The sequence below is a fragment of the Pedobacter sp. Bi126 genome (assembly GCF_918698245.1).
GTDB lineage: Bacteria > Bacteroidota > Bacteroidia > Sphingobacteriales > Sphingobacteriaceae > Pedobacter.
Genome location: NZ_CAKKMS010000006.1, coordinates 1 through 24,828, shown reverse-complemented (window position 1 = coordinate 24,828; position 24,828 = coordinate 1). Strand labels below are relative to the sequence as shown.

General features: G+C 39.3%; 25 protein-coding genes. All 25 read left to right on the top strand.

What is annotated here, in order from left to right; genetic code table 11:
- Position 1: 1 nt before the first annotated feature.
- The 25 genes from LQ201_RS20390 to LQ201_RS20270 all read left to right on the top strand — a co-directional run bounded on the left by LQ201_RS20390 (position 2) and on the right by LQ201_RS20270 (position 24,675).
- Positions 2–592, top strand: a complete 591-nt coding sequence (locus LQ201_RS20390; protein WP_230145342.1) for a hypothetical protein — start codon at positions 2–4, stop codon at positions 590–592.
- Positions 593–1,421: 829 nt separating this feature from the next.
- Positions 1,422–2,261, top strand: a complete 840-nt coding sequence (locus LQ201_RS20385; RefSeq protein ID WP_230145343.1) for a LytTR family DNA-binding domain-containing protein — start codon at positions 1,422–1,424, stop codon at positions 2,259–2,261.
- A 2-nt stretch (positions 2,262–2,263) separates the two neighbouring features.
- On the top strand, positions 2,264–3,208 hold the full coding sequence (locus LQ201_RS20380; protein WP_230145344.1) for a hypothetical protein: 945 nt from the start codon (positions 2,264–2,266) through the stop codon (positions 3,206–3,208).
- 2 nt (positions 3,209–3,210) lie between these two features.
- Positions 3,211–3,696, top strand: coding sequence for a hypothetical protein (locus tag LQ201_RS20375; RefSeq protein WP_230145345.1), 486 nt, complete (start codon positions 3,211–3,213; stop codon positions 3,694–3,696).
- Positions 3,696–4,316: a toxin-antitoxin system YwqK family antitoxin gene (locus LQ201_RS20370; protein WP_230145346.1), complete on the top strand. Its 621-nt coding sequence runs from the start codon at positions 3,696–3,698 to the stop codon at positions 4,314–4,316. The genes LQ201_RS20375 and LQ201_RS20370 overlap by 1 nt, the downstream gene beginning before the upstream one ends.
- 3 nt (positions 4,317–4,319) lie before the next feature.
- Positions 4,320–5,309, top strand: coding sequence for a hypothetical protein (locus LQ201_RS20365; protein ID WP_230145347.1), 990 nt, complete (start codon positions 4,320–4,322; stop codon positions 5,307–5,309).
- 26 nt (positions 5,310–5,335) lie between these two features.
- On the top strand, positions 5,336–5,605 hold the full coding sequence (locus LQ201_RS20360) for a hypothetical protein (protein WP_230146681.1): 270 nt from the start codon (positions 5,336–5,338) through the stop codon (positions 5,603–5,605).
- A 47-nt stretch (positions 5,606–5,652) separates the two neighbouring features.
- The gene (locus tag LQ201_RS20355) at positions 5,653–6,690 is read left to right on the top strand and encodes a hypothetical protein (protein WP_230145349.1); all 1,038 of its coding nucleotides are present in this window, start codon (positions 5,653–5,655) and stop codon (positions 6,688–6,690) included.
- A complete protein-coding gene (locus tag LQ201_RS20350; RefSeq protein ID WP_230145350.1) occupies positions 6,690–7,685 on the top strand; it encodes a SlyX family protein in 996 nt (331 codons plus the stop codon). Before LQ201_RS20355 ends, LQ201_RS20350 begins: the two co-directional genes overlap by 1 nt.
- Complete coding sequence (locus LQ201_RS20345) at positions 7,682–8,518, top strand: hypothetical protein (protein WP_230145351.1); 837 nt, start codon at positions 7,682–7,684, stop codon at positions 8,516–8,518. Before LQ201_RS20350 ends, LQ201_RS20345 begins: the two co-directional genes overlap by 4 nt.
- Positions 8,519–8,610: 92 nt before the next feature.
- The gene (locus LQ201_RS20340) at positions 8,611–9,543 is read left to right on the top strand and encodes a hypothetical protein (RefSeq protein WP_230145352.1); all 933 of its coding nucleotides are present in this window, start codon (positions 8,611–8,613) and stop codon (positions 9,541–9,543) included.
- Positions 9,544–9,546: 3 nt separating this feature from the next.
- A complete protein-coding gene (locus LQ201_RS20335; RefSeq protein ID WP_230145353.1) occupies positions 9,547–10,620 on the top strand; it encodes a hypothetical protein in 1,074 nt (357 codons plus the stop codon).
- A gap of 36 nt (positions 10,621–10,656) precedes the next feature.
- Complete coding sequence (locus LQ201_RS20330; protein WP_230145354.1) at positions 10,657–11,574, top strand: hypothetical protein; 918 nt, start codon at positions 10,657–10,659, stop codon at positions 11,572–11,574.
- 3 nt (positions 11,575–11,577) lie between these two features.
- Positions 11,578–12,345, top strand: coding sequence for a vacuolar protein sorting family 37 protein (locus tag LQ201_RS20325; RefSeq protein ID WP_230145355.1), 768 nt, complete (start codon positions 11,578–11,580; stop codon positions 12,343–12,345).
- A 4-nt stretch (positions 12,346–12,349) separates the two neighbouring features.
- Positions 12,350–13,315 carry a hypothetical protein gene (locus LQ201_RS20320; protein WP_230145356.1) on the top strand — a complete coding sequence of 322 codons (966 nt, stop codon included), beginning with the start codon at positions 12,350–12,352 and terminating at the stop codon, positions 13,313–13,315.
- A gap of 10 nt (positions 13,316–13,325) precedes the next feature.
- Entirely contained in the window at positions 13,326–14,021 is a 696-nt protein-coding gene (locus LQ201_RS20315; RefSeq protein WP_230145357.1) for an ELKS/Rab6-interacting/CAST family protein, read from the top strand.
- An 8-nt stretch (positions 14,022–14,029) separates the two neighbouring features.
- Positions 14,030–14,986, top strand: coding sequence for a hypothetical protein (locus LQ201_RS20310; protein WP_230145358.1), 957 nt, complete (start codon positions 14,030–14,032; stop codon positions 14,984–14,986).
- Positions 14,983–15,882 carry a hypothetical protein gene (locus LQ201_RS20305; protein ID WP_230145359.1) on the top strand — a complete coding sequence of 300 codons (900 nt, stop codon included), beginning with the start codon at positions 14,983–14,985 and terminating at the stop codon, positions 15,880–15,882. Before LQ201_RS20310 ends, LQ201_RS20305 begins: the two co-directional genes overlap by 4 nt.
- Positions 15,883–15,900: 18 nt before the next feature.
- Positions 15,901–16,611 carry a hypothetical protein gene (locus LQ201_RS20300; RefSeq protein WP_230145360.1) on the top strand — a complete coding sequence of 237 codons (711 nt, stop codon included), beginning with the start codon at positions 15,901–15,903 and terminating at the stop codon, positions 16,609–16,611.
- An 8-nt stretch (positions 16,612–16,619) separates the two neighbouring features.
- A complete protein-coding gene (locus tag LQ201_RS20295; RefSeq protein WP_230145361.1) occupies positions 16,620–17,564 on the top strand; it encodes a hypothetical protein in 945 nt (314 codons plus the stop codon).
- Positions 17,565–17,644: 80 nt separating this feature from the next.
- Complete coding sequence (locus tag LQ201_RS20290; protein WP_230145362.1) at positions 17,645–18,883, top strand: hypothetical protein; 1,239 nt, start codon at positions 17,645–17,647, stop codon at positions 18,881–18,883.
- On the top strand, positions 18,871–19,236 hold the full coding sequence (locus LQ201_RS20285) for a type II secretion system protein (protein WP_230145363.1): 366 nt from the start codon (positions 18,871–18,873) through the stop codon (positions 19,234–19,236). The genes LQ201_RS20290 and LQ201_RS20285 overlap by 13 nt, the downstream gene beginning before the upstream one ends.
- Positions 19,217–19,693 carry a hypothetical protein gene (locus tag LQ201_RS20280; protein ID WP_230145364.1) on the top strand — a complete coding sequence of 159 codons (477 nt, stop codon included), beginning with the start codon at positions 19,217–19,219 and terminating at the stop codon, positions 19,691–19,693. Before LQ201_RS20285 ends, LQ201_RS20280 begins: the two co-directional genes overlap by 20 nt.
- A gap of 1 nt (position 19,694) precedes the next feature.
- Positions 19,695–20,834: a type II secretion system F family protein gene (locus tag LQ201_RS20275; RefSeq protein WP_230145365.1), complete on the top strand. Its 1,140-nt coding sequence runs from the start codon at positions 19,695–19,697 to the stop codon at positions 20,832–20,834.
- Between the two features lie 187 nt (positions 20,835–21,021).
- Positions 21,022–24,675, top strand: a complete 3,654-nt coding sequence (locus tag LQ201_RS20270) for a hypothetical protein (protein WP_230145366.1) — start codon at positions 21,022–21,024, stop codon at positions 24,673–24,675.
- Positions 24,676–24,828: the final 153 nt, after the last annotated feature.

Genomic DNA, 24,828 nt, shown 5'->3' with positions numbered 1-24,828 from the left:
GATGAGAAAATTATATAATTTGTTTTTTGTTTTATTGATAGTATTTTCCTTTACTTCCTGTAAGAACAGTGTTAAGAATATATCTAACTTAAAGGATTTAAACATATATGTTGTTGCAAACGAAGATGCAAAAACTCTATTTTTTCGAATAGAGAACGTAAGTAATAGTGTTTATTACATACCTGATGACTATTGGTGCCAATTCTCGACGTTAAGTGATACACTGTATAATGAAGCTGTTTACAAGAAGAATTTAAACAAGACATTAAATTACTATTACAGTCAATTTGGTAAAACAATAATTACCAACAAGAAAATAGAGGGGCTTAATGCCGATTCCATATCTGAACAGGACGCTGGGGTCAATTATAATCAATTTTTATTGCCAAAATTGATTAGGATTCCTCCTCATTCCGCTATCCTAAAAAAACAAACGCTTAAATTTCCATATTCGATAGAAGACATCAATTTTAGAGTATATAAAAATAATTATTCTGCAAAAATGTTGAAAGATCCCACTTACGGTAACTTCGTTAAGTTTGAAAATGATTCTGGAATAATTATATCTACAAAAATATACTTATATCAATAAGATGACATAGCATGGCGGGTATGAGAAATAAATAGAATCTTAGCAAAGCCTAGCAGAAATGTTGGGCTTTGCTTGTTTAGAATGCCCCATGCTGGTGCGAGCGTGTCGCTCGTATCAATATAATATCCAAAGCCTGACAGTTTAAAAGCTTGCCGGGCTTTGTTATTTCTATGGGAGTTTAAGTTTAAGGAGCCTTGTTTTAATTGCTCCATAGATGCGGGAATGTAGTTTGGCGAGCTGGGTAATCTTAGCGCCATCGTTGAAACGTTGTGCCAGCAAATTACGGGGCTTTGTTAGTTCTTGAGTAGTCAAAGTTTGAGAAGTCTGGCTTTAATGTCACGTAAGTCGTGGTTCAGGGTTATATTTAGAATTTTTGATTTTAATAAAGGAAACTGCATGTAACTAAAAGACTATTGAAAACACAAGAATTTTCTCGCTTAAAAAGGCTTTTACGCAGATATTAATAATTTATTAGATTGTTTTTGTAGTTCTAAAATTACTTTTTTGTTTGTTATTGTAGCCTTAATTTTTGAAATAAAATTAACTTTTCAATTGTATTTGCTCAAATACAATTAATTTGGATGATATTAGCTTTTTTTGTATTTTGTTTTTGAAGTTTATTTATTTTTAGGGATATTACACAGATAAAACCCAAACGATATGTGCCTGTCTATCATTAATGCTTCTCTCAATTTATTCTGCTACGCAGGTGTTTTTCATCCCAGATCCATAAACAAACCAGTCGGTTGCTGTTTGTGCCAAAATCAATAGTAGTATCCTTTTAATGCCCTGAAATGAGGCAGCAATATTATATTTAACTTAATGCTCCATGATTAGCTGTTACGTAATCGGTGAACTGTACACCGTAGAGTCGCTCTGCATTTACATAAGCGATTATCCGCTTACCCAATTGAAAGGGTATTCAGTGCAACGGCCAGAAAGTTTTGATGCGGTCTATTCCATCAGACCAGATATTGTTTTTGTTGATGTTGCCCTATTGGGGGGCAACGGTAACTGGTTGGAGCGGATCAAACAGTTTTCTTCAATTGTTTTAGTTTCAGAAGATACCCAGAAGGCTTTCGAGGCCTTTGAACATGCAGCCTTTGATTATCTTGTCAGACCAGTTACTTTTAGCCGCTTTGCGAAAAGTATTAATAAATTCGATCACCTTACACAGCTGGCCCAATCTGTAAACATCCCAAAGAAGCAACATGTAGTAGATTCGTTTTTTATCAAAGCAGATTCTAAAGGCCTAAAAGAATTTCTGATCAAATGTGATCAGCTGATCTATATACAAGCGATGCAGAATTATGTGGTACTTTATATGGAAAATGACCAACGTTTCTCATGCCACAACTCGATGAAAGAAATGGAAGATAGTTTATCGGCCAGTTGTTTTAGCAGGATACATAAATCCTTTATTATTAACGACGAAAAAATCACTTCAATAGAAGGGAACATGGTCATACTTAATGGTGATGAGCGCAATAAATTACTGATAGGAAACACTTACCGAAAAGCTTTTTTTGAAAAAAAGGCGCAAAAAATGATTAGAAAAAAATCTGAAATCCAGATCTTCTCTTATTCCAGGTTAGCCTCAGCGTTGATTACCTTTGGGGCAGTGCTGTTTAAGATACAGGCATTAGGCGAATTTAGTATACAGTTATAAATATGAAGAAGAATATTAGCGTTTTGATGGGGAGCATTTTGTTCCTTTTGGCAGGATGTAGTGAGTTTATCGAACCTTCCATAGAAAACCGAAAAATAGAGATTTTGGCTCCGGCAAACAGATTGGAAACCAATAGCTATCAGCAGACCTTCTGGTGGAACCCAATGGCCGACGCACTTTTTTACAGGTTGCAGGTCGTGTCGCCCAAATTTGATAGTGTGAGTAAGTTGGTGCTGGATACCTTGATCACGACCGAAAAATTTGTATACACCATGGATCCCGGTAAATACGAATGGCGCATAAGGGGAGAGAACGGCAGTAGCGTGAGCAATTACAGCACCCGGTCGCTGGAAATTTTTCAGTCAAGCCTTACCGACCAAAGTGTTCAACTCACCGTTCCGTCAAGCGGTCTTTATTTTTCGAAACCTGAAATTCGGTATGAGTGGCTTAAACTTTTCGGTGCATCTGTTTATCGCCTGCAGGTGGATAATAATAATTTTCTGGATGAAAAGAATATGACACTGAACATCACGACGACTAATTTAGGCTTTTTGCAAACCCTTACCCAGGAAGGTACCTATCAATTTCGTGTGCGGGCAGAAAACGCGACTGAGAATTCAAAATGGAGTACGGTAAGAACCCTCAGTTACGATGCTACAGGACCAGAACGGGTAATCCTTAGTACGCCGTTGAACAAACAAACGGTATCAAGACCAGTAAGATTAGTGTGGAACAGGATTGCCGATGCAGAGCGCTATGAGGTTTCTGTATATAAAAGCGATGAACAAACCGCTTATAATAAGAGCTACCCTCAAACAGTAACTTCCACAGAGCATATTTTTGATGCTGGAGAAGTTGGTGAAACAATTGCCTGGCGGATAAGGGCTTTTGACAAGGCCGGAAATGCAGGGACCTATAGTGAGATCAGAACTTTTATTATCCAATAGCCATGAAAAGCAAGAAAATGACCTATCTGTTGATCTGCTGTGTTGCAGGGGTATGGGGCATAATTTTTTATAGGGTGTTTACGGGCATGGCAACTGAAGATTCTGCAAAGGTTAATACCCGTACAGCTCGTGAACCTTATTTTAATATGATTGATCACGCAAAAGATGTAGTGGTGCTTGAAATGAATTACAGTGATCCTTTTGCTTCAGGATCTTCGGAGCCGGTGAATGTTCCGGTGTCTTCCGTTCAGGCTTTTGTGCCAATGGCTGCTCCAATAAAGCCACAGGTAAACTGGTCGGGAATTATTTACAGTGGACAGATTTTTAATCGTGCAGAAAAAAGACATGTAGCCATAATTAGTATAAATGGTAAAGAGGTAATGCTAAGTGAAGGGGAACGTGCCAATGGCTTAAAATTTATAAAAAGGGTTGGCGACTCAATAAAAGTCGAATACCAGAATGCGACAAAATTTTTATCAATAAAATAATGAAGTTCATATATATCACCATACTCCAGCTGTGCCTGCTGTTTTTTCAGGCAGATGCACAACGCATAAAATCTTATTTTAATGTCGATAACTATACCCATACGGTTAACTACGACCATTACAAAGCCGTTTTTTATGTGCAAAAACCAGAAATTGGTTCGGGCGATGTCAAATCAGACCGGAAATATGCCTGGTTTAGTGGCAATCAGATCCGATATACTCAGGGTGGTTATAGTGGCAAATTGCTTGATGGGGTATACAATGAATTTTACGATACCAAAGGGCTTAAAACCCAAGGACTTTTTGAAATGGGCCTAAAATCTGGTAAGTGGAAAAGCTGGGGCGAAGACGGAAAACTAGATTCTATTGTACACTATTCTTCTGGAAAGGCTAATGGCAGGTTCGAAAAGTATGATCAGGATGGTGTTTTGTCGGAAACAGGAAAGTATCATGATGGGCAGTTGAACGGAAAGCTTGAAAAACGGATCAGTAACGATAGTATCCAGGTAATCCGCTACAAAAAAGGGAAAGTGATGGCTTATCAGCCAGGTAAAGCGGTTAAGATTACCAAATGGTTAAAATCCATTTTTAAAAAAGATAAGAAACCCAAAGTAAAATAAGTTATGAAATTAAAAAACATCTTTATTATCCTCTCTCTATTTGTTGGCAAAACGCTGTTTGCCCAAAATACTTTTCCAACTTCAGGAAATGTTGGTATTGGTACTACAAATCCAAATGCTTATTTCGGAGGGCCCGTATTGCAGATAGAAGGACAAAGGCCGGTGTTAAGACTAGCGCCCAGTGTAAGCGGAGGTTTAGGAACCATTTTGTTTAAAGGATCTTTTTCGGAAGGGCTTACCGGTTCGGAAGATGAATTTCATTTAAATTATGTAAGCAATCCTGCTGATCCATATTTGGTACTAGGGGCGTACAAAAACGGGCATAAAACAGTTTTGACGTTGAAAGGAGGAGGAAATGTTGGAATAGGTACAGAAAGTCCAAGTGAACGGCTTGTGGTAAATGGCAATATCAAAGTTATTTTAGATCAGGCCAACCTCCCCAATAAAAATGTAATGGGAATTGTTTCTTTGGAATATTCGGGTATTACAGGTGCAAAAAACTGGGCGCTTAGAGGAGTTTATCAGTATCCTTTTGGTGTTGGAAACAATGCGGATGGTGGTGACCTGGATGTAATCAAATCAATGAATGGCGCTATTGTGCTGGCAACTAAAACAGATGGTACAGCTTTAGGGAACGTTGGGATCGGAATAACAAATCCGGCTGAGCGTTTAGCTGTTAATGGCATGATCAGGGCCAAAGAAATTAAAGTAGAATCTACCAATTGGCCAGATTACGTTTTTGAAAAAAATTATCAGATCGCTTCACTTGGAGAACTGGAAAAGTATATTAAAACCAACAAACATCTTCCAGAAATGCCTAGTGCTACGGAAGTAGAAAGCAATGGGGTAGAACTGGGCGATTTAGTAAAAAAACTCCTTAAAAATCAAGAAGAGCTTACGCTTCATTTAATCGCACAGCAAAAAACAATTAAAGCGCTGGAGAAAAAAATAATCAGTCAGCAAAGCCTAAAAACCAAATCTAAAAGAAGATGAAGAATTATCGCTTAATCTTAATCCTAATGGTGTTTTTTTTTAACAGCGTTCAGGCCATTGAAAAAATAAATAAAAATCCGGCTCACCGTTTGGCTGATAGTTATGAAACTAACGTCACCTTTCCTGCAGGTTTTTCCATTGGCGATTATATCGAGTTTGTGGGGGTACAGCCAATTTCAGCTGGTGAGCTGAACATTAAGCTCTTACAAAAAGTAGAAGAACTCACGCTGCACCTGATCGAGAAAGACAAACAGCTTAACGTTCAAGGCGGGCAGGTAATCAAGCTCGAGGCGTAGCTAATTCAACAAGATAAAATCCTTCAGGAAATTTTAAAGAAACTAAAATGAAAAATACCATCAAATTATCCGCACTCACACTATTTTATATTTTCTTCCTTGTCACTATAAGTCAGGCCCAAACCAGGGACAATGCTGGTCTTCAGGGAGATGCTGGAGCAGTATCCGGCTTTTTTGATACGGTTAATCCAATAAATTATCCGGCTGGGGCAGGTGGCTGGTGGCATTTATTAGATGTTCGCCATAGCAACCCGGCAAATAACTATGCCATGCAGTTTGCAGGGGGCTTCTACGATCAGCACCTCTATTTTAGAAAAGTCAATAACAATCCCAGCCAACCCTGGCTAAAGGTTGTTACCGAAAGCGAGGGGAAAGTAGTATTAAATCACCTGACGACAACCGGCGACGGAAATGTACTCAATCAAGGGAATGCAAATGATTTTGCTGGTAACCTGCTTATCCGGGCAAATACGGGGGGACGGTTTGAAGATAAAGGAGCGCAGATTGAATTTGTAATACCAGGTAATACAGATGGAAGTAATCCTTGGGGGCAGGGAAGGATTATCACTGTAGCCGGTAATGGTAGCAATAGCAATGCGACGGGGAAAATGATTTTGGGAACCCGTAGAATGTTCAATAAGTATGGAAGTAGTCAACAGTGGTTCTATGGCGATGATATTGTAATTGATGGTATCGGCAACATTGGGATGGGTACCCTTACACCCCGCGAAAAACTTTCTGTTAATGGTAATATTAGGGCGCGTGAAATCAAGATAGAATCTACCAACTGGCCAGATTATGTTTTTGAAGAAGGCTATAATATCGGTACGTTAAAAGGATTGGAAAATTACATTAAAACGAATAAACACTTGCCCGAAATGCCTTCCGCCAAGGAAGTTGAAACGAATGGAATAGCAGTAAGTGAAATACTTAAATTACAGCAGAAAAAGATAGAGGAGCTAACCCTGCATCTAATCGAGAAAGATAAACAGCTTAGCACACAAGGCGGGCAGGTAACCAAGCTCGAGGCAAAGCTGATTCAACAAGATAAGATCCTTCAAGAAATTTTAAAGAAATTGAAATAATGAAAAATACCATCAAATTATCGGTTCTCCTATTAATTAGCATTTTTCCGCTAGCTTCTATCGCACAGACCCAAACCAGAGACAATGCCGGTCTTCAGGGCAATGCAGGGGCTGTATCGGGTTTTTTCGAAACAGTTAACCCAATAAACTATCCTGCTGGAGCCAGCAACTGGTGGCATTTATTAGATGTTCGTCATAGTAATTCAGTAAATAATTTTGCCATGCAATTTGCAGGTAGTTTTTTTGATCAGAATCTTTATTTCAGAAAAACTAGTAATAATGCAGGACAAACCTGGTCGAAAGTTCTTTTAGAAACTAATGGGAACGTTGGTATTGGTACCACTAATCCTAGGGGAGTATTAGATATTGCAACGCATATTCCTGATGGGATGTTAGGTGCGGTATTAGGAAGGTTACCCGAAGGTGATGGGACAGGAAATGGAACGTTTGTAGGTGTACAAGGTTTCAATACAAATGTTCTGGATGGAAAAAGCTTTTCAATTTTACATAACTTTTACGGCGAAACGAACAGTTCTATCAATTTCCACAGAGGCAAAGATGTAACAGGAGGGTTTATCAGCTTTAATACTAGTTCTAATCTGGAAAGAATGAGGATAGATGCTTTTGGTAATGTAGGAATAGGTACTCTTACTCCGCGTGAAAAGCTTTCAGTCAATGGTAATATCCGTGCTAAAGAAATAAAAGTTGAAGCCACCAATTGGCCAGATTATGTTTTTGAAGAAGGTTACAAAGTTGGAACGTTGAAAGGATTGGAAAGTTACATTAAAACGAATAAACATCTGCCAGGAATGCCTTCTGCCAAAGAAGTAGAAAGAAATGGTGTCGAACTTGGGGAAATGAACAAGCTTTTGCTCAAGAAAATAGAAGAACTCACTTTGCACCTTATCGAACACGAGCATAAAATGAACGAGCAATCAGATGTGCTAGTCAAACAGCAAAAGGAAATATCGGAACTTAAAGAAAAAATCAAATGAAACACTTATACCTTTTAATTATCACTCTTTTTAGCGCTATAATGAGCTTATCTGCACAGCAGTTCAGCCTGCCTGCCGATGGGAAATGGTACCTGGTGGCTAAGGTCGGTGGTATGCACAGTGCGTTCGAATATACCTATACACATACTACTGCACATACGCCTTCGTTGGTTTCCGGTAAGTTTCAGTTTATCAATTCACAGAGTTTTGCTATTCAGGAACACCATAGTATGGGTTATAATGCATGGTTGCAACCTCAATTCGCGCTGTTAAATCTTGGAGCAGAAAGTCAGATATGGGTAAAAGCAGCATTAGGCGCTGATTTGGGAACCTTTAAAATAAGCAATCTTTTAGCAGGATCATCGGAAATGGGTTCTGTCAGTGACGAGAATTTAAATGACAATGGTGGCATAGTAACCACCTATGATAAGATCAGAGACAATGCGCATACTTATGTAGGTAACCTCAATGTAATTAATGGTAGCGTAGGCATAGGTACTGATCTACCTTCAGAAAAATTATCGGTAAACGGTAATATTAGGGCAAAGGAAATCAAGGTAGAATCTGCCAACTGGCCCGACTATGTTTTTGCCGATGGTTACAATGTTGGAACGTTGAAAGGATTGGAAAGTTACATTAAAACGAATAAACACTTACCTGACATGCCTACTGCGAAAGATATTGAAGCCGATGGCCTGGAATTGGGCGAAATGGTAAAAATGCAGCAAAAAAAGATAGAGGAGCTCACCCTGCATCTGATCAGCCTGGATAAAAAGCTAAGCACATTGGAACTTGAAAATCGCAAACTCAAAGTAAAATACAAAAAACGTTAGGCTTTGATTCGAAACGATTAACCTAAAAAGCTAAAACCAATCACCTTTAGAATAAAAAAATCAGGGATTATTCAATATTAAAAACTGAAACAATGAAATTTAAATTATTTTCCATCTGTTTACTTTATAGCGGTATAACCATGGCTCAAACTCAGGTTGTAACTACTGGTAACAATGTTATCGATCCCGCCAATCCTTATGGTGCAGATGTTGTAATCGGTAGTGATGCTGCAGGTGGTATTAGGCATAATAGCAGTATGATGTGGTGGTCCAATAGCAGTGCTTCCCGTATAGCTAGCCTTGGCAATGATTTTCGTTTTTCAGTATGGAGTAGTGAAGAACCCAACATATCGTTGGCTGCTGGCCTAGGTGGATCTAGTTTTTTTCGTGGAAATGTAGGCATTGGAACCACAACACCAGGATCGACATTAACTTTAAGATCAGGCAATGGTACGGGAATAAGCATTCATCCTGGTTCAAATCCCTATTTCGGCACATTAGCGTTTAACCGGGAATCGGCAACAGGAGAAATTTTTGATCCCGCAGGAAAGGCCTTTCAGATCAATAATGGCGGAGGCGATCAAAATCTGCATATCCAGGTCTACAATGGCGACGGTACGCTTGTGACCAATAATTCGCTGGTTATTTCAGGTACTAATGGAAATGTTGGGATTGGAACAGCAAGTTTAAACGAAAAGTTTAATGTAGAAGGGAAAATCAGGGCACGCGAAATCAAGGTAGAATCTGCCTTTTGGCCCGACTATGTTTTTGAAGTGAATTATCCTATAATCAGTTTAAAGAACCTTGATTTATACATCAAAGAAAACAAACACTTACCCGGCATGCCTTCGGCTAAAGAAGTTGCCGCAAATGGTATTGAACTGGGCGAGATGAATAAAAAATTATTGGAGAAAATTGAAGAACTGACTTTACATCTGATCGAAAAGGATCAGAAAATCGATGCGCTTATCGAAAGAGTGGAAGTTCTTGAGTACAAATCTAATACCGATAAACAAAAACCATAAGTCATGAATTTTAAGTTTTTAATAATCTTTTCCTTATTATCTGGCAGCAGCTTGGCTTATGCGCAGAATACTTTTCCTCCAAATGGAGCGGCAGGTATCGGTACACTCACTCCAGATGCACCGCTTCAAATATTCGTTGGTCCAGACAGCAAACCAGCAGGCGTGGTTTCGGCTGCTCAGACAACGTTAAAGTTATCGCGGTTTGGTACAGGAAACTATAGTTATAATGAATCAGCCGAGTTTAGGGTTGCCCATGGTGGACCTTATTATTGGGGTTCAAGGTTAGATCTATATGTGAACGGAGCAAATAATCAGAGTAATGTTCCAGATCAACATGCCATGACCTGGCAATATAATGGGAATGTAGGAATAGGCACCAATAATCCAATGGCTTTGCTTCAATTGGGCGATTTTAACAGCTCAAATCAGCCAAAGCAGGTTCTTATTCCTGGTAACTATAATTTCGAGAGGCTTCAGCTTGGCCAGTTAGGAAATGGAAATTCGGCCCTGGAAATGGTTAATCATAATTCAGTAGAAAACTCGTACGGTATAAGATTAATGGCTAATATTGATAATGGTGGCCCAGGCTTACAATTTCAGTATGCAAAGAGTAAGAGCAGTTATGAAGCACTCGAATACCAGACAGCAATGTTTTTAGATCTGAATGGGCAGATCGGTATTGGTACACTTACCCCTCGCGAAAAACTTTCTGTCAACGGTAATATTAGAGCAAAGGAAATTAAGGTAGAATCTGCCAATTGGCCAGATTATGTTTTTGAAGAAGGTTATAACCTTGGAACCCTGAAAGGATTGGAAAGCTACATTAAAACAAATAAACACCTGCCGGGAATGCCAACAACCAAAGAAATTGTCAACAATGGTTTAGAACTGGGCGAAATGGTTAGGTTACAGCAAGAGAAAATTGAAGAATTGACTTTGCATTTAATCGAAAAGGAGAAAGCCATTGAAAAAGAAGCATTGGCTATGAAAGTGCAGCAAGCCCAGATAGAAGGATTGAAGAAAGGTTATCTCGAATTGAAACAACAGTTACAATTGTTAATAAAACAAAAGAAGTAAGAGGTGTTATGGTATTGTGACAAAAAAAATAGACTAATGAAAAAAATTTATCTTTTATTAATTGTTCTTAGCATGGCTGCGGGTGTACAAGCCCAAAATATCAACTTAGGTAATACTGGTGGTTTTTTTGGCTGGTTCCGTCTAGGAACATTAACATTACAGCAACAAGGAGCAGATGCGTCGATCCAGATTGTTTCAGGAGGCGGTTATAACGCAAATTATCACCAAAATGGGGAATGCCAAATCCATTTTAGAACCAGTAACGGCGTTTCGGAGACGAATGGTTTTTTTGCTTCAGGGAGCTTTTACAATACAGGTAGAACGAAAATTATCTCTTCAATCCGTGTGATCCAAGTCAATCAGTCTACTTGGGAGTTTTATGCCGTAATGCCCAGTTATACCGGGCTGGAAGCGGTATTATCACTTAGTTCAGTTTCTGGAAACTGGCAACCATCTCTTGCCAAATTGGATCCTCCTACTAATTTGACTGCTCTCGATTTAACGGAAGAATTCTTGGTTTCCAGTAACACTTACTTTATGGATAATGTTGGCATTGGAACTGCAACACCTCGTGAAAAATTATCTGTAAACGGCAATATCAGAGCACGCGAAATAAAAGTAGAAGCCACCAACTGGCCAGATTATGTTTTTGATGAAGGTTATGAAATAATTTCCTTGCCAAAACTAGAACAGTATATCAAGGTTTACAGGCATCTTCCAGAAATGCCATCTGCAAAACAAATAGCTGCCAGCGGCCTTGCTGTAGGCGAGGTAGTGCGATTGCAGCAGCAGAAGATAGAAGAACTCACTTTACATTTAATAGAGAAGGATAAAAATGCCATGCAGTTAGAAAAAAAGTTAAACTCGCAGACTGCGCTTTTAGTTGCCTTCGAAGAACGATTAAAAAAACTGGAGCACCCGAATAGCCAAAATTCAATTACCAACAAAAAATAAACCATGAAAAAAATCCTAATCTTATTATTATTCATCACCGTAAATTATGCTGTTGTTTTGGCTCAAGCAACAAATACATTTCCCGAAAGTGGAAACGTAGGCATAGGTACTTTAAATCCGTCTGCCAAATTAAGCATTGCACTAGGCGCTGGTGCCGCGAATGGTACAGTTGGTTTAAAAATAGGTTCTGTAGATAATTATCCGAGTTTAGAATTAGGTGTTGAGAATAATTATGATGCACAAATAAGAACTTATGGCAATGATTTAAATATTTATGCTGGTCATTTTAGATATATAGGCAATGTTTCAACAGAAGATCATAAAATTAATTTCTATACCAGTAAGAATGGCTCCCCCAATTGGAATGTTGCAAAGATGGTATTAACCGCTAATGGTCAACTGGGTATTGGCACCAATAGCCCAACCGATATGCTTACTGTAGCCGGAAAAATTGGTGCCCGTGAAATTAAAGTCTCTACCAATGCAGGTGCCGATTTTGTGTTTGAGCCTGATTATAAACTCTCTGATTTAACTGAACTGGAAAAGTTTGTAAAAACCAATAAACACTTGCCTGAAATACCAACTGCGAAGGAAATGGTAGAAAACGGGGTAAACCTGGGAGAGCTGAATATTAAACTGTTGCAAAAGGTAGAAGAACTCACTTTGTATCTGATCGAAAAAGAAAAAGAACTCAATCAAGAGAGGCTAAAGAACCAATCACAAGAGGAAAGAATTGCGAGGTTGGAGTCCCTGTTTAAAACTAAAAAATAGGAACATGAAAAAGTATATTATAATGGCATTAATATTATCAAGCACAAAGATTTTATTCGCACAAACCACATTAACAGTACAAGATACAAGGGCAACGCCAACTGTACCTGGTTCTTATAGCCGTTCGGTAGAGGCCCACTTTAAGGCCACATCAGTGGCAGGTTTGTCAGCTGGATATTACCAAACTGTATTGGGATTAAGAGGCTGGTCTGATGATAGTGGTGGAAGAGCCCATGAACTGGCTTTTGGTGATGATAGTAAAATTTATCTTCGATCTGGGTATGAAAGTACGGGATGGGGAAGTTGGCGATCTTTATTGGTAAGTAATGAAGATGGCAATTTTGGTATTGGTACATCTAATCCAAATCAAAAATTATCAGTTGCTGGCAACATCTCTGCCAGTGCAGGCTCAAATGAAGGTGCAGCCCTCATACTTGAGAACCCATTTAAAACGGCTAATGATTTAGCTTATCGTTGGGCCATATATAATATGACTGGCCCATACGGCAATTCGCTTCAGTTTTGGAGTTATAATCACGATACTTCTGTTATGGGCTCAAGATTCGCTATAAGTGATAACGGTAATGTGTTAATTGGTAAAGCGAGCCAGAATAATCTGTCTTATAAACTGGATGTTAACGGAAAGGCACGTGCAAACGAAATTGTAGTAAATTCCACTGGAGCTGACTTTGTTTTTGAAAAGGATTACAAATTACAAAGTCTGGTAGAAATAGAAGCTTTTATTAAGAAAAACAAACATTTGCCCGAAGTACCGACCGCCAAGCAGATGGTAGAAAATGGGGTAAACCTGGGCGAGTTGAATATTAAATTATTGCAAAAGGTTGAGGAGTTAACCCTTCATCTGATCGAAAAGGAGAAACAGCTGGAAAAACAAACTCAAACAAATCAAAAGCAACAGATTCAGATCGATCAAGTAATCAAAGAACTCGCAGCTATTAAGAAAAATTAAACATTAAAATATGAAGAAAATTCTCGCTCTTGCATGCCTGAGTACTTGCTTTGGAATAGTGTCAGCACAAAATGTATTTCCTACTAATGGCGGAAATGTTGGCATAGGTACGCTAAACCCAGCGGCAAAAATTAGTTTCAACGATGTAAACGATGGTACAGACACACCAGATGGAATTACCTGGTTTAATGGTGCACCTTTGAATTATGGCATATATCGCACGCCTGGTCCTTGGAATGGACCAGCTTTTCAACAGCTAAAGTTACAATGGGACACTGGGATAATATTAGAAACTATCGCCTCTTATGAAAAAAGCTATGTTGATATTAGAGGCGGTGGACTCAGGGTAAGTTCTGGTAATGTTGGGATCGGAATCTTAAATCCAAATGAAAAGCTAGCGGTAAATGGTACAATAAGGGCTAGAGAAGTGAAAGTAGAAACTACCAACTGGCCTGATTATGTTTTTGAGGAAGGTTACAATATTGGAACGTTGAAAGGATTGGAAAGTTATATTAAAACGAATAAACACCTCCCGGACATGCCAACTGCAAAAGAAATTGAAGCCAATGGTCTTGAATTAGGCAAAGTGCTGAATATACAACAGAAAAAAATAGAGGAGCTCACGCTACATTTAATCGAGAAAGATAAACAGATCGATCTACTTCTTAAAAGAATGGATGCTTTGGAAAATAAGAATAAAAAATAAATACAATAATGAAACAATTATTTATAAGCCTAATCCTTGTGGCTATTTTTAGCAACTGTTTTTCACAGGGCTCCATATCAACCATTTTTCAGGATGAAAGCAATGGTTTGAATGTTATCCAAGGAACCGTGATGGTTAATGATACTAAAGCCAATGGGGGTACATGTATGTTCAGGCCGGCTACAGCAGATGGTGGTACGATTTGGGCAGGGCCTTATATCACTGTTTCTGCTGGTAATTATCTATTGCAGGCAAGAATAAAGGTAGCCTCCAATAGCGCTTCTTCCGGTCTCTTTATGCTTGATGTTGTAAGCCAGTATGGTATTGTTGTACATAGTGCCATCTGGATTGCACCGAATATGTTTAAAACCAATAATGAGTGGCAGCTGATTACCATTCCTGTAACTATTCCACACGGAATCACCAATCTGGAAATGAGGGGAATGAATTTCCAGCCAGGAATAACAGATGTTTACCTGGATTATGTTCAACTTATACCATCAGGTTTCTCTAGTTTTTATTCAGAAGAATTAACAATTTCAGGTAAAGGCGATGTTGGCATAGGTACTACCACGCCACGCGAAAAACTTTCCGTTAACGGAAAAATCAGGGCAAAGGAAATCAAAGTAGAAACGGCTAACTGGCCAGATTATGTTTTTGAAGAAGGTTATAAGGTTGGAACGCTAGAAGAGTTGGAAAGCTACATTAAGGCCAATAAACACTTGCCAGAAATTCCTTCCGCTAAAGAAGTACAGGCAAATGGGGTAGAATTGGGCGACATGAACAAACTTTTACTTAAAAAAATAGAAGAATTAACGCTTTATCTCATCGATAAAAATGAAATAATTAAAAAAGTAGAAGCTGAAAATATACAATTGAGGGTAAAACAGGATCAGCAAGACGCGGTTCTCCAGAAAATGCTTGAACGAATGAATAAAATCGAACTTAAAAAAACAGTAAAATGAACAAAATAATATTAGCGCTTACACTCATTGGGAGTTTTCTAAGTCAAGCACGGGCTCAATTAGGCGCAGCTAAAGGAGATGCATTCGAAATATCGAGTGTTGGAGGAACAACAATAGCAAATAATATGATGCATAAGTCATGGTTATACCGTAATAATGCTGGCAGCGATTGGTTATCTGCTTCATTACATGATGGCATTGCGGTTGATGTTTCGTTTTTACAACCACAGGTTAATACCAGAACGTGGTGGGAACGCAATCCGGCTACAGGAGAACAATTGTGGGGAGATATGGGCCAAACTTTTATGGTGCTCTCTGGGGGCAATTTAGGTGTGGGCACGCTCACGCCAGCTTCTAAACTTGAAGTAGCAGGAGAAGTAAATCTTAAGTATAATAGCATTGATGGTTACTGGCTAAAACACACTGATTTAGGAGGCAATATAATTGCTGGCTTTAAACGTACGGGAAATGATCTGTTGATCAGAGCTTTTGATGGCATTGGATTTTCTGTTGGTAACAATGAAACTAAGGCTGTTACAATATCAACCAATGGCAATTTTGGTATTGGCACAGCCACGCCACACGAAAAACTTTCAGTAAACGGAAACATCCGTGCCCGCGAAATCAAAGTTGAAGCCACCAACTGGCCTGATTATGTTTTTGAGGAAGGTTACAATGTTGGAACGTTGGAAGGATTGGAAAGTTATATCAGAGCCAATAAACACCTGCCAGAAATGCCATCTGCAAAAGAAGCACAGGCAAATGGAGTAGCGCTCGGCGAGATGAACAAACTATTGCTCAAAAAAATAGAAGAGTTGACGCTTTATGTTATCGAACTTAAAAAAGAAAGTATAGCGCAGCAAAAACAGCTCGATCACCTTAAAAAAAGACAATAATCAACTAAACTATATTTTATGAAAAAAATCTATTTAACGCTCGCTTTTATGATCACTGTAGTTGTGGCGAAAGCACAAAGTCAAACCATCAATGGTGATTTATCTATTGGCGCAGATGCAGGGGCGGTAACGGGGGCAGGGAACAGACTCACATTTAATGGAGTAACTTCAAATACAGATGAGCTCTCGATTTATCGACTTAACAGGACGAATAATTTGAGCGATTTAAGGGTAAATATAGGTGATGATTATGGGAGTGGGGATGACCGCTTTTTAATCGGTACTACAAATTGGGTGGATAGTAAATATTACGTTCACATGGTTGTGGGCGCAGATGGTAAGGTTGGTATCGGCACGGAGGTTTTTGGTACAGAGCGTTTGGCTGTTAATGGCAATATCAGGGCAAAAGAAATTAAAGTGGAGGCAACAGGCTGGCCTGATTTTGTATTCCAAAAAGATTATAAGATATCTTCCTTGGCAGATCTGGATCGTTTTATTAAACTAAACAAACACCTGCCGGGTATACCCAGCGCACAGGACGTAAAAGAAAACGGAATCGAACTAGGAGAAATGAACAAACTTTTGCTTCAAAAGATCGAAGAACTTACGCTGCACTTGATCGAGAAGGATAAAGAAATCAAAGCGCTTAAAAACCTAGAAGAAAAAATAGCCAATCTCGATCAGAAGTTTAACCAAATTATTCAGAAAAAAGACAAAATCAAACCATAACCAATTACATGAAAATAAAATCATTATTTAAATTGATGCTCTTTGGGTTACTGCTATCCGCTCAAAATAGCTTTGCCCAAAACTCACCGCTCTCTATCTGGGGTGGTGGCCTTGATGGCTCTACCTACCAACAAACGGTCATTTATTCCGAATTTCCATATGGTTTAATGATTGAGGCACCTCTCGATCCGAATGGGAATAGGTTGCCGATTGAATTCAATTGGCGCGGCGGTGGTAACACTGCGCTGAGAATAATGCCAAATAAATACATTGGGATAGGTACGGCAAATCCTACGCAAAAGCTCACGGTTAATGGCAGTATCAACCTTGAAAATCCAACTGGTGGAAATTATCTCGGTTTTGGTGCCGCTGGTTTGAGCGAATATAATACTTTAGGAAGTATGTATTCTTCGGCTGGTTTGGTGCTGGCACATGGTTTAAAGCCAAATTCAACAATGGCTGGATTGGTATATTCTTATCCCAATATGTCGAGAAATGCGATCGTACTTGGAGATAACTTCAGTTTCGGGGGAATTAAGTTTTTTATAAAGAGTGCAAGTCAGGAAACGGTAGATGCTCCGTTTGTTGCCGATCCGGCGATGCAACTTACAGATGGAGGTAACCTTTTGATTGGAAAAACGAGTCAAAGCAATAATGCTTATAAGGTTGATGTGGGTGGTAAAATCCGTGCTAATGAAATTGTAGTGAATACCACAGGAGCCGATTTTGTATTCGAAAACGGTTATCGTTTGCGGCCAATTGCGGAGTTGGAAAAATTTGTGAAACAAAATAAACATCTGCCAGAAATACCAATGGCTAAAACCATGCAGCAGGAAGGTGTTGGCGTGAGCGAATTGCAAACGAAATTGCTACAAAAGGTTGAAGAATTGACACTATACATTATTCAGCAACAAAAAGAAATTGATAAATTGAAGAAAAAACTAGATCAGTAAACAGTTTTAAGTTATCAGTTTTCTGTTGTCAATTAACAATTCAGCAATACCAACAATTAATAAATCAATAATCAAATAGAATGCTCAAAGCCGGCGCTTTATACTTTTCTATAATTGTAGCTTTCCTGATTGCGGTGATCTGTGCATCGCTGATCATGTTGGCCGCGCATTATCGTGGAAGCTACCTGAAAGAAATGCGGATGGCCAGGCTAAGCAGGAATATGGACTCGGGCATTGCCTATGTACTTACCGGAAATGAAAATACAAGCGATAATTTAGAAGGCCTGGATCTTTTCGGCGATCAAACAGATAGTGTGCTCATCGCGAAAAAAAAATGGGGCATCTTCACGCTTGCTACAGTAAAAAGTTTTGTGCTGAGTGATACACTTAAGCGCAGTTTTTTGATGGGGCTCGAAACCACCAATGATGCTTTAGCGGTATACCTGAGTGATGAAGACCGGCCCTTGTCGGTTAGCGGCGATACGCGGATCACAGGTGATGTGGAAGTGCCTAAAGCGGGCATGAGGAAATCTTATGTAGAGAGCAGGCCATATTCGGGCGATCAATTGGTTTATGGAAAGATACAGGAGAGCAAAAGAACGCTCGGCGGACTTGAAAAGAAATGGATTACCAAGATAGAAGAGAAACTGGATTTTGATCCGTCAGCGCTTTCTGCATTAACAGCAGGCAATGAGCATGTTTCTTTTTTCGCTGCTGCAAAAGAATTTGATGTGTCGCGTTTAACAAAAATAAACAATAACCTATCGGGTCAGATTACGCTCTATTCGGATACAACAGTACGGATTTCTGCCGACGCAAAACTCGATAATACCATCATCTATGCAAAAAGCATTGTCATTGCCGATGGTTTTAAAGGAAACTGTCAGCTTTTTGCACGCGATTCGATCATCGTAGGGAATGATGTTGCGCTCAGTTACCCATCGGTGCTGGCCTTGATCAGCAAGGAGAAAATAGTTGATCAGGCAAAGATTACTTTGGGCAGTAACGTTGTTTTTGAAGGCATCATCCTCAGTTATGAGCCCAAAAGATCGGCATTGCAGACCTTGGTTAGTCTGGGCGAAAAAACAGTGGTTAAGGGCGAGATCTATGCGACCGGGTTGATCAAACTCGAAAAAAAAATAAAGGTAGAAGGAAAGGTTTCCTGTAACCGTTTTATCATGCAAACGCCAACAACACTATATGAAAATTTTCTGGTAGATGTAACCTTAAATAGAAAGGCAAGAAACCGTGTTTACCTCACTTCGGCCATATTTACAGGGGTTTCGGGAAATAAAAAGATACTCAGATGGGAAAATTGAAAGGAAAGAAATTGGAGGGATCAACACTGATTGAAGTGTTAATCGCGATGGTGATCATCATGGTGGTTTTTTCTATTGCCATGGGGCTTTTTTCTAACGTGCTGAGCGGTGGGGTTTCGATGCGTAAAGTTCAGATCAATCAACAGCTGGAATCGCTTAGGCTTCAGGTGATCAAAAATGGAAAAATTGAACAGGAACACCTGGTTATCGATAGTGTAGATTATGAACTGATTAAAACCGAACAAGCTTCATCAGGAACTGATCTGTTAGAGATTAAGGCAAGCGACCATGGAACTCCGGCAGGTAACATCAGGTTTCTTTTAAAATTGAACAATGAAAACAAAGAAAATTGAAGCTTATACCATGATGGAGGTGGCCATTGCCATGCTCCTGGCTGCGGTATGTATGAGTATCTGTTATACTGCATATAACATGATCGGAGATTATTTTCAGGCCTTTCAGAAAAGGAATGCTTTGGCTGAAGAAGTGCTTACCCTGCGAAGAACGATGGAAAAAGATATCCTGAAAGGAAAGTACCTGATCAGGACTGAATCAGGGATCAATATCCTTGGCGATAGCTTAAGCATCACCTACAACTTTGCCGATTCGGCAATATTGCGAAAGGCAGAAGGCTTGCGTACCGATAGTTTTCATGTAAGCCCGGTAGAGGCGGCTTTTCTTTTTGAAGGAAGGGAAGCCCTTGAGTTGGATACCGTTGATCATATCAGTTTTAAGCTCAAAATGGAGAAACAGCGGATGATTCCGGTTACCATAGGGAAAATGTACAGTGCCCACGATTTACTTAAATAACATGCCATCAATAGATATATCAAAAATCCGCAAAAAAGACACACCGCTCAAAGAAAATGAAGGCGCAGGTTTTTTTGCTTTTTTAAGCAAAGACATTTCTTTTGGAAAGGGCAAACTATCTGACAAGAAAAAAGAAGGTTTTTATAATGAACTGGGTACGCTGATCCGATCAGGAATTGATATCCGTTCGGCGCTTGAACTTACAGCCGGTTCTTACACCCAGAAAAAGGATATGGAACTTTTTTCTTCGGTACAAAAACAGGTAATAGAAGGGAAATCATTATCAGAAACCATGCAGGCCGAATCCAAATTCAGCCCTTACGAGTATTATAGCGTAAAAATTGGAGAAGAAACAGGTAAGCTGGGCGAGGTATTGGGCGAGTTAGCGAAATATTATAAATCGAAAATCAGTCAGCAACGGAAAATCATCGGTGCCATTACCTACCCCTTATTGGTGTTATTTACCTCTTTCGCGGCAGTGTTTTTTATGATCAAGTTTGTGGTACCCATGTTTGCCGATGTTTTTAAACGTTTTGGGGGCAAACTCCCCTATATCACCTCACTCATCGTAAGTTTTTCCGATTGGTTCGATCGTTATATCTACCTCATGCTGTTGGTAATTGTTGCCATTGTGATCCTCTATTTTGTAAACAGAAATAAATTCTGGTTTAAAAAAGGGGCGGCTTTGCTTTTGCTGCGCATCCCAATAGTGGGCGAAATTACCCGGAAAATCTACCTGGCCCGTTTTGCCAATACCATGCGTTTACTCACCGAAACCAATACCCCATTATTACAGGCCCTGGAACTGGTGAGGCAGATGATTACTTTTTATCCTGTGGAGAGTTCGCTCAAATTGGCCGAAAAAGATATCCTTTTGGGCAGTAGCCTTTCTATGGCCCTTTCCAAATACGATTTTTATCCTGCAAAATTTATCCAGATGATCAAGATCGCCGAAGAGGTAAACCGCTTGGAGTACTTTTTCGAACAGCTTTCAGAACAATATACCGAAGAAGTAGAATATAAAACAAACGCCATCAGTGGCTTACTGGAACCCTTGATCATTATCTTTTTAGGTTTGGTGGTAGGAGTAATCCTGATTGCGATGTACCTGCCGATGTTCCAGATGAGCAGTAGTTTTTAAACCATAAACATTCTAATATTAATGCTCTACAATAATTTACGCCCAATAAATATTTCGAATTTAAGCCATAAAACACAGGTATTTAGTTGCCCGATTTATCACGGTTTATTTAGTTCATTACTCATTTATTCCCTCTTTACTATTCAATATTTAATATCATACAGAATCTATTACTAAATACCTGAAAATGAAACGTCGCCTCTCTATCCTAAGGATATTTCTCCTTTTATCGTCCATGCTTTTTTGTCAAATGATTAGCGGGCAAACTACAGTAAAACCACCAATGCTAATCCCTCCTGCTCCAGATGTATCTGCATTGGGTAAATTTGGGCTCATCCCAGTCAGTAACTTTTCCGGAATACCCAGTATAACTTATCCCGTTTATACAATAAGGGATGGTGACCTTAATTTACCAATCTCGTTGATGTATCATGCAGGAGGTTTAAAGGTTAAAGAAGAGGCCAGTGAAATTGGACTCGGATGGGCTCTCAGCGCAGGGGGGACAATTGTCAGCAGTGTCCGTGGGGCTCCCGATTTTGAAGGGGGGTTCTCCAATAATTATCAGGATATGCCAGATGATCCAGAAATAATCCAACAGTCAAAAAATCCTTATATCAGTTATCAGAATAACTATTATTTATGGGTAAATAACTTTAACCAGTTTACAGCGAATGGCGCATCGGGAGTTATTTACAGCGGTTTATCCCTTCCGCATAAAGGAGTAGAAAAAGAATATTTTTATAACTTCCAGGTGGGGTACGACGGTAAGGCTCCCGATTTTGCATCTGATCTTTATATGATCAATATTGGTGAGCGTAGCTATAAGTTTGTTTTTGATAATGATTTTAAGCCGGTTTTATTGGGCGATGGTTCATTAAAGATCGAAATCATACCTAATGGATATTACCCCGACTGGAAAATTACCGATGAAAAGGGTGTTGTCTATTTTTTTACCCAAAAACAGTTAAATTCTACCAATTCGAGCGATCCTTATTATGTTGGAAACCGTGTTTCACATAACTTAAATACTTGGTGGCTTACTAAAATCGTATCACCTATAAATGGAGAAATTAATTTTGATTACCTGTATTCAACACAGAATTATACGCATCCCTTACCGGCCATCGGTGAAACACAGCTTGTGGGCAATGTTTCTCCACATACTGTACAATCCCGTGGTGTTATTACCACGGCCAGTTACTCGATCTACCAACAGCTCAATATCAACAAGATAAACTTCTCTGATGGATTTGTGAAGTTTATTTATGCCGAACAGCGGAAAGATCTTCAGAACGCCCGCCGTTTGAAAGCCATTGAGATTAGAAACAATAGGGGGGCTTTGATCAAAAAAGTTGTTCTTGAGAATGATGACTATTTTATGTCCAGCGGATTTGGCGGTATATCAAATGTGCAGCTTAACCAGTACACCGATGATAACCATACAAAAAGGCTTAAATTGAATAGTGTGACCGAATCAGATTCTTTAGAGACAAGCATAAACAAAAGAACTGTTTATTCCTACAATGAAAATATCAACCTTCCCGCAAAGTTGTCGTATTCTGTTGATCATTGGGGGTATTTTAACGGAGCATTTAACGGTCAGTTTATACCGGGTGGTGATGTTTTTTCAAATGGTGCCTGGCAATCTCTTCCGGGTGCAGATAGGGAAGCAAGTTCAATTAATATGCAAGCTAATATTTTAACGTCTGTTCAATATCCTACTGGGGGTAAATCAACGTTTGAATATGAAACCAATCAGTTTATCAGAAATGTACCTGTAACGACTTATAAGGATACGGTAAGCAATGGCTACAAAGCTTCAGGAGCGACTGCACTGTCAGTCTCTGGTTTTATGGACGCGAATGGTAATCTGGTTGCCGCAAATAACTGGAACAATAGGCGACTCAAGATTTTTTGCCTGGTTGATAGACATGGCACCTATCCTTCAGATTATTTTTTTAATATTCTGGTGTATGAAAACGGAAGCTTTTTAAAAAGAATCCCAACTTCTTCTTCAAGTTACACACCTGTTCAGGATACTTCTGTTGTTATTAAGGGAGGCAGTAATTACCGCGTATATTTTGAGCCCTACTCACAGGCTTTTTTTAATAACTGCGAGGTCAGGCTCCAGGTATATGTTGAGAAGATCAGTAGTACTACTATTTATGTAAATAAAACTATCTATTCAGGCGGTCTACGGGTCAGTAAGATTACCAATTATGACCCGCTTACACAAACAAATAATGTCAAAAAGTTCACCTATATCGATGGGAGGGAGGATGACCTGCCTATATACGTTTCGCAACAGGGATCTGATCATTTTCAACAGGGTCCACATCAAGATGCTTTAAATATTTTCAGCTACCGCTATGGTCAGTCAATTTATCCTTTCAGCGATGGGCGCGATGCTCCATGTTTTGGGTATGCTACGGTAAAAGTTTCTGAAAGCACTAGTGGTAATCTAAACGGGTTGTCAGAGTTCAATTATAATGCAGGAAGCAGTTTTAATGTTAATTCCATGCTTTATTTCAGCAACCAGTTAAGCTCTGCCGGAATTATAAATCCAGTAATGGCTACTGTTCCATCCATTCCTGGCGGAAGGGGAGATCTGATCGAGGAAAAGCACTATAAACTCGCTGCTGGTAATCTTGTACCGGTAGCAAGAGATTACTATTACTATGACCGGGCAACACCCCGGAGAATCTGGCAAATGCTCTTCAATCAGGGACTGAGTGGTTATACTTCACCCGGATATGATGGTGGACAGGAATTCAAAATATATGCACATCAGTTTGCTATTCCCGTTTACCGTAATGTTGTTATGAGAAAAGAACATACTGAGTATGATATGGCTGGCAACGAGGCACAGGTAACTTATGAAAACTATATGTATGACAAAACACAGGGACACTTTCAGTTGATTAAAAAGTCCGTTGGGAATTCTCGGGGAGATACCTTAAATACCTATTTTAAATATCCACAGGATTATCCTGATCTGAATAATGCATCTGGCCTTGACTCTGTTTCAGGTGGTATTAAATTACTGCAACAGAAACATATTATTCTTCCACTTGAATCTTTTACAGAACTGGTCACCCCTGGTACAAATTTAACTAAAAAGTACTTTGCAGGTACAATTAACGTATTTAACCCTGATCAGCCTACCTTAAAACAGGTGTTGGTCTCTGAAACTGCCACACCACTTAGCGCTTTTAATTTCTCAACAGTTATAAACGGTCTTTTCTTAAAAAATGCAACTTACACCAGTCGGCTCCGTATGACCTATGATTATAAAAACCGGCTTACGCAACAGGCAGCAGATCGGGGTGCCGTTACAAGTTTTTTGTGGGGCAATAACCTGTCTGTTCCCCTTGCGCAAGGCAACAATGTTAGGGCTACAGATATTTTTTATGAAAACTTTGAAGAATATACCGGCTCTGGATTAAGTACTGTTGGGGATAGTAAATCTGGAAGGTATAGCAAAATTGGAGGATATACAAAGAGCATATCCGGTTTGTCTAACGGCACTTACCTTTTGAGTTATTGGAAAAAAGAGAATACTGGACTTTGGTCTTTTGTGGTATTAGATGATATTTTGGTCGAAACATCTGCCTATAGTATCGCTATTAATGAGGGCTATCAGATTGACAATATTCGTTTTCAGCCAAAAAATGCTCAAATAGCCACTTTTGATTACGAACCTCTGGTTGGCATGACAAGCCAAACAGACGCGAAAGGGATGGCGACCATTTATGAATACGATGCCTTTCAGCGTTTAAAGGCAGTTAAAGACCAAAAGGGAAATATCTTAAAACAAACCGACTACCACTATAAAAACTAACGCCTCTATGAAACAACATCTAAAATATTTTTGCGCTGCAGCAGCATTTCTGCTGTTCTGCAGCCGCTCTTCCGCCCAAAAGGTTATATCAGCCTATAACGGAGAAAGCGAGATCAGCGCACCATTGAGTGTAACCCTGACCGATGGTTTCCA